This window comes from Robinsoniella sp. RHS, assembly GCF_001029355.1.
Classification (GTDB): domain Bacteria; phylum Bacillota; class Clostridia; order Lachnospirales; family Lachnospiraceae; genus Robinsoniella; species Robinsoniella peoriensis.
Genome location: NZ_JNGB01000040.1, coordinates 21,489 through 28,717 on the forward strand (window position 1 = coordinate 21,489; position 7,229 = coordinate 28,717).

General features: G+C 44.9%; 4 protein-coding genes. All 4 read left to right on the forward strand.

All coding sequences use genetic code 11. The features are described from left to right. Positions 1-14: 14 nt before the first annotated feature. Positions 15-2,273 (forward strand): glycoside hydrolase N-terminal domain-containing protein, encoded by a 2,259-nt coding sequence (locus tag RHS_RS17355; RefSeq protein ID WP_047833882.1) that lies wholly within the window; start codon positions 15-17, stop codon positions 2,271-2,273. Between the two features lie 78 nt (positions 2,274-2,351). Then, positions 2,352-5,069, forward strand: a complete 2,718-nt coding sequence (locus RHS_RS17360; protein WP_047833883.1) for a hypothetical protein — start codon at positions 2,352-2,354, stop codon at positions 5,067-5,069. Between the two features lie 11 nt (positions 5,070-5,080). Further along, positions 5,081-6,427 (forward strand): alpha-L-fucosidase, encoded by a 1,347-nt coding sequence (locus tag RHS_RS17365; protein ID WP_047833884.1) that lies wholly within the window; start codon positions 5,081-5,083, stop codon positions 6,425-6,427. A gap of 156 nt (positions 6,428-6,583) precedes the next feature. After that, the coding region (locus RHS_RS17370; protein ID WP_047833885.1) for a beta-galactosidase at positions 6,584-7,229 on the forward strand (646 nt) is incomplete at its 3' end.

A 7,229-nucleotide genomic window follows, 5' to 3' on the forward strand; every position in this document is an offset into this window, starting at 1 on the left:
AGGTAAAAGAAAAGATGAAGAGATATGAAATATATATGAAAAAGCCCGCCAGGAAGTGGGACGATGGATTCCCTCTTGGGAATGGCCGCCTGGGAGCGATGCTGCTGGGGCGCTTGAAAGAAGAAACTATATTTATAAATGAAGAGACCCTGTGTTATGGACCTCCAAGAGAAAGGGAAAATCCCGATGCGTTGGGGCATCTGGGAGAAATCCGGCACCTTTTACTGGAAGGTAAGGTGGAAAAAGCGGCATTTCTGGCTAAAATGGCTCTGGCGTCAACGCCGAAATACAACAATCCTTACCAGCCTATGGGAGATTTGAGACTTTGTTTCTTAAATCATGCCGGGAAGGAAACGAAATACGAAGCCAGGCTGTGTCTGAATGAGGCAATTGCCACAATTGTATATGAACTGGATGAAACCCGGTATGAAAGGGAACATTTTGTCAGTGAAGCTTATCAGGTGCTTGCAATCCGTGTCCGCTCTAAGGGAAAACATAAGATAACCATGAGTGCCAATATCAGCCGGAAACCATTTGAAGAATTTACGGGAGTTCTGGGAGAGGCTACAGCGGGAAACTGGGGAGAAAACGGCGCAGGCGGAATGCACTATCTGAGTGGGGTACGCATTGCATCGGAGCGAGCCAGGACCATGGGCGATGCCGTTTATCTGGAAGCAGCTGAGGAAGTGGTAGTATATCTGGCAGCAGGTACGGATTACCTGGATTGTCTGAATGGTAAGCGTAAAGACGGCAAAGAAGCTTATGAAGAACTGTATCAGGTGGTCGGCAAACGGCTGGACGCGGCACAGGCAGCGGGATATGATGAGATACGCAGGCGGCATTTAGAAGATTATCAGTCTGTATATGGTGATTTTAATCTGGATTTATATGGAACAGGGAAAGAAGAAATGGCAACAGCTGAAATTCTGAATACCTTTCGCCAGGGGGATATTTCGTGCGACAATTATCTGACGGAAATTCTGGTACACTATGCCAGATATCTGATGGTTGCTTCTTCCTATAACTGCCAGCTTCCCGCTAATCTCCAGGGCTTATGGAACGGCTCCTATGAACCGCCGTGGCAGTGTCAGTATACAATTAATATTAATACCCAGATGAATTACTGGTTTGCGGAAAAAGCAGGGTTATCCCAGTGTCAGCTGCCCGTTATGAATCTGGTAAAGCTGCTTGCCGGGAACGGAAAGGAAACAGCCCGTAAGCTATATGGTGCAAGAGGGTTCTGCGCACATCACAATACAAATGTATGGGGGTGTACAGCACCGGAAGGAATTTTTGATGCATCTCCCTATTGGGTTATGGGAGGCGCTTGGATGTGCCTGCATCTGTATGAACATTATTTATATACAGAAGACATGGAGTTTTTGAAAGAAGCTCTTCCAATTATGAGAGAGGCGATCCTGTTCTTTGAAGATTATCTTTATGAGCTTCCAAATGGCCTTCTGGTCACAGGACCGGTTGTATCTCCGGAAAATACATATCGTTCAAGGGTGGGTGAAACCGGAGCATTATCTATGGGAACCGCAATGGACAGTGCAATATTAAGACAGCTTCTGAAAGCGTATCTGGACAGTATGGATGTCCTTGGAATTCAAAATGAAGAGGAAGAAAAAACCTTAAAGAATATTCAGGGGAAGCTGCCGCCGCTTATGATTGGAAAAGACGGCAGGCTAATGGAGTGGATGGAGGATTATGAGGAAATGGAACCGGGGCACCGGCATATTTCTCATCTCTATGCATTGCATCCGGGAAATGAAATTACTCCTGAAACTGAGGCGTATTTTGAAGCAGCTAAAAAGACTTTGCAGACCAGACTTACCCATGGCGGCGGACACACAGGCTGGAGCCGTGCATGGCTTGGATGCTTTGCAGCAAGGCTGGAGGATGGAAAATCACTGAAAGAGCATGTGAGTCAGCTTCTGAAAAAGTGCATTCAGGATAATCTGCTGGATATGCATCCGCCATTTCAAATTGATGGGAATTTTGGAATTGCAGAGGCAATTCTGGAAGGCATTGTGCGGAGCCTGACAGGAAAAGCGGTATTGCTGCCGGCACTGCCAAAGGAATGGAAAGACGGCAGTTTGAAAGGTTATATTTTAAAAGGAAATACGAGACTGGACATGGACTGGGAAAATGAAAGGCCTGTGAGAATTGCCCTGACTTCACAAAGCACAAAGACGTATCAGCTGGCCTGGAGGAATGAGATTAGAAATGTTATCTGCAGGGCAGGAGAAAAAGTAGAACTGAATTGGTAAATATGCAATTCAATTATATAAGTAATTTCGGACACACTTTGACATTTATAAAAACGCTCTAAGAATATGGAGGAACAAATGGAAAGAATTACAATATTACAAAACAGCACAAAAAATGAAAGAATCAATTTTGGATTACTGCAGCTTGATCAGGCAATGACCAGTGCCGGGTATGAAGTGATTTACGCCCCGCTCCCCCAGTCACCTGCAGAGTATCGGAATATAGAAGGGAAAAAGGTTTATATTTCTGTATTATGCGAAGACACATTCTTACAGTGGATGGTGGAAAACGAACTATTAATTTTCCATACCCGCCAGCCGGAGGGGGAAGGCTTTTATATTGAAACCTGTTCTGCAGAGTTAACGGTCATCTGTGGAGGAACAGACACCGGAGCCTTATACGGCTGTATGGAGTTAAAAGAGAGAATTGAAAGAGACAGAGAATTTCCGGCTGAAATAACCTTTGGAGACGCACCTGTATTTAAACTGAGGGGACCTGCAGTCGGTCTGCAAAAGACAAAGATCGAACCTCCAAGGCTTACCTATGAATATCCAATTACCCCGGAGCGGTTCCCGTGGTTTTATGATAAAGAGATGTGGACAAAGTTTCTGGATATGCTGTTATCCATGCGTTGCAACGTGCTCTATATCTGGAGCGGACACCCCTTTTCATCCCTGGTGAAAGTGGCAGACTATCCCGAAGCCCTGGAGGTAACGGAAGAAGAATTTGAGTTAAACCGTGAAGTATTCGGTTGGCTTACCAGGGAATGTGACCGCAGAGGTATCTGGGTAGTATTAAAATTCTACAATATACATATCCCTCTCCCATTTGCCAGGAAGCATGGATTGGAACTGCTGCAAAGTAAGATTACACCACTGGTAGCAGACTACACAGGAAAAACAATTAAGGAATTCATCAAATCCTTTCCTCATATTGGTCTTATGGTATGCCTGGGAGAAGCACTCCGCGGAACGCAGAACAAGACAGACTGGTTTATCGATACCATCATACCCGCAGTAAAAGAAGGAGCAGCAGAAGCAGGACTGTCAGAAGAGCCTCCGGTTATTCTGCGCGGTCATGACTGTGACCCTGTTGGAGCCATGGAAGAGGCGAAGAAAAAGTACTCCAACCTTTACACCATGTGGAAATATAATGGAGAAAGTCTGACTACTTATTATCCTAAGGGAAAATGGCAGGACATTCACCAGTCGCTAAGCGGATTGGGCACCACACATATAATGAATATACATATTCTGGCAGATCTGGAGCCCTTCCAATTTAACGCCCCGTTGTACATTCAGAAGTGTGTGCAGGCTGGACAGCACCGGTTTGGCTGTAATGGACTGCATCTGTATCCATTGTTCTACTGGGATTGGCCATATACGCCGGATAAGGTGTCATCCAGATTATTGCAGATGGACAGGGATTATATCTGGTATGCCGCATGGTTCCGCTATGCATGGAATCCAAACCGTGAAGAAAATACAGAAATGGAACACTGGGTAAATGTATTTGCAAAGCACTACCGGATTTCTGCGGAATCAGCAAGAAAGTTATTAATTTCTCAGGAAAATGCGGGGCAGTGTGCGCCGAAAATTCTGGGAAGAATAGGTATTACAGAAGGAAACAGGCAGACTATGAGTCTTGGAATGACCATGAGCCAGTTTACCAATGTTAACCGCTACCGTCCAAACAAGGAACTTTGGAATTCCGTAGCCCGAAAAGGGGAACAGCCGGATGATTATATTCAAAAAGAACTGGCTGGTGAGGCACATATTGGAGAGACGCCGTATGATATGATTTCAGAAGTCAGCGCTCATGCGACAAAGGCATTACGGCTTATGGAAGAGGTTATGAAAGAAGAAGGAGAAGAAAATGAAGAGCTGAACCGCCTGTATACCGATGCGGCAGCTGTTTACGAAATGAGTATTTCCTACTGTAAAAAGCTAGAGGGTGCCATGGAGATCCTGAAATATAAATATACGATGGATAAAAAGTGCAAAGGCGATGTGGCATTGTTAGAAAATGCAGCGGCATTAATGCAAGACTCTCTTCATGAATTCCGAAATCTTGCAAAACTTACAGAAAGTACTTACCTCTATGCCAACAGTATGCAGACTCCACAGAGAAAAATACCTTTTCCTAATGGAGAAACCTTCGGACACTGGTCAGCCTGCCTCGCAGAGTACGAAAAGGAATATGAGAACTTTAAGAAACACCTTGCAGAATTAAAGCAGGGAATTCTGCCAACTGATCATGCAGAGGAAGTGAAAGCGGATGCACTGATACCTGTGCCGTTTACTTTGCTGGGTGATCAGAGCTGTGAGACTTATGATCTGAAAAAAGGTGACAGTGTATTTTCCGATTGCTCCTGCAAAGTAATCAACCTGGCGCCGGAACTTGAAAAGCTGCATGCAGTACGTATGGGACTGGGAGCAGCGATTGAAGAAGGGGTAACCGTAAAACTGGATCTGCCACAGGATTCTTATGTACTGATTGGATATATGAATGCCAAGGGGGTAGAGTGGCTGCAGCTGCCGGATCTTGAAACTAACACCCACGCAGATGACAGGGGAGGGCTGACGGTAGTCTATGCAAATGCCATTAAGGCAGAGGCTTGCCCGCCAATTAACATTCATGCTTACCGGTATGAAAAAGGAGTTCATGAAATTTATTTTGGAACCGGAGCATTCATGCTCGCCGGTGTCGTAGCTGCTGATACGGTATTAAAACCCAGAAATGCCAACCTGGGCGGTGAGGGACTGGATACCCTGGACTGGTTATACGAAGAATAGGAGGAATAAAAATGGGTTCAAAAACACCAAGAGAGATGACGGGCGCAGAATTGCGCTCTATGCTGAAAAGCAGTATAAATTTAAAAAGTTTAGGGGGGGTAAAATGCCCGGAACTGAAATTACCGCCGGAGGATTTACAATGGTGGAGAGATGCAAAAGTAGGTATGTTCGTTCACTGGGGCCTTTATTCCATACTTGGAAGAGGGGAGTGGGCAAGATTTAATGAACAGATTCCAAAAGAAGAATATGAGGGACTGGCGCAGGAATTCAACCCGGAGAATTTTTCTATGACGGAATGGACAGATCTGGCAAAAGATTTCGGGGCAAAGTATATGGTAATGGTTACCAGGCACCATGATGGTTTTGCGCTCTGGGACAGTCCTGCAAGCTTTGAGGGATTTACCAGTTACAATACAGGATCGAAAAGAGATTTTGTAAAAGAATATACGGATGCGGCAAGAGAAGCGGGCCTTCGTGTAGGACTGTATTATTCGCCAATGGACTGGAGATTTCCGGGATATTTTGACCCGGAAGGATTGCCGGATAATGCAAAACTGATGAAAGACCAGTGTTACGGACAAGTGGAGGAACTTTGCAGCAAATACGGTCCCATTGATATTATGTGGTACGATGGCGGATGGCTTGCCCACAAAGGCAGTGACACCTCCAGTGCATGGTTCTGGGAGCCGGTAAATTTAAATAAAGTGGTTCGTAAATATAATCCAAAAACTTTATTAAATCCACGTTCCGGATATGAAGGAGACTTTTATTGCGATGAGGGTTCCCACGAGATCAGCGGTAAAATTCTTCCGGTACCCTGGGAGAAAAATATGTGTGTCTGCAGCGGCAGTTCCTGGGGATGGATGGCAGAAGATCCGGTATCCGATTTTGACTGGCTGAAAAAAATGCTGGTAGATGTAATCTGCAGGGATGGGAATCTGCTTCTGAACGTAGGACCGGATAAAAATGGGAAGCTCTCAGAAGAGGTGAAAACCAGAATGCGGGAAATCGGAGCATGGTTAAAGATAAACGGCGAAGCAGTCTATGGAACCAGAGGGGGCCCTGTTGAACCGGTAGATAACGTATATGGAACTACCAGCAAAGCAAATAAAATCTATCTGCATGTGCTGGATACAAAAGCATTTGCCAGGGAACAGGTTCCATTACAGGAGTATCATGTTGAAAATGCAGCACTTCTTCATGGAGATGCACTTCCATTTGTACAGGATGATGTGGGGGTACGGATTGATCTAAGCAGTATCCGGGAACCGGAAGTTGATACCATTGTAGTACTTACTTTAAAAGAAGAAGTGAAAGAGGCCGAGGCGGCAGAAATCTATTTTACAGGAAAAGTGTGAAAGGAAACCCACTTTCACAGTGCGAACTTTGTTCACACTACATATTAGGAATCGCACAAGCCAGCTTGCGCGATTCACGGGGAAAGTGTGAAAGAAAAACCGCTTTTACAAGCCGGCTGGTGCTATTTATGGAGAACAGAGTAGGAGGAATAGAAAATGCAGTATGGTGTAGCGTATTATCCTGAACATAAAACAAAGGAAGAATTACAGCATGACCTGAAACTATTAAAGGAATCCGGTATTAACACGGTTCGTATGGGTGAATTTGCATGGTGTAAAATGGAGCCGGAACCGGGAGAATATCAGTTTGACTGGCTGGAAGAAGTAGTCATGGAATTAGGTGAAGCAGGGATCAGCAGTATTATCTGCACACCGACTGCATGCCCGCCGGCATGGCTGGTTTATGCACATCCTGAGGTTCTCTATGTGGATAACAGAGGGGAAGTCAGGCCTTTTGGTGGACGGAGATTCTATTGTTACAATAATCCGGTCTATCGGGAGTATTCCGTGAAAATCACAGAGGAAATCGGCAGACGTTTTGGGAAAAATCCATATGTTTCCGGATTTCAGATCGACAATGAACCAGCGCAGGAAGCATCCGGACGCTGTCATTGTCCGGTATGTAAAAGTAAATTTTCAGATTATCTGAAAGTAAAATATAAAACGATTGAAGAATACAACAGGCGAAGCGGAAATATTTTCTGGGGACAGGATTATGAGAATTTTGATCAGATAAAGCCACCGGTAAATACAATTGAAGTAAGTGCAGAGCAGACCCTGCCGGTGTACTTTGAAAATCCTA

What these genes read in the sequence shown, in the direction of transcription:
- RHS_RS17365 (WP_047833884.1), top strand. Translation starts at nt 5,081, where the DNA reads ATGGGTTCAAAAACACCAAGAGAGATGACGGGCGCAGAATTGCGCTCT.
- RHS_RS17360 (WP_047833883.1), top strand. Translation starts at nt 2,352, where the DNA reads ATGGAAAGAATTACAATATTACAAAACAGCACAAAAAATGAAAGAATC.
- RHS_RS17355 (WP_047833882.1), top strand. Translation starts at nt 15, where the DNA reads ATGAAGAGATATGAAATATATATGAAAAAGCCCGCCAGGAAGTGGGAC.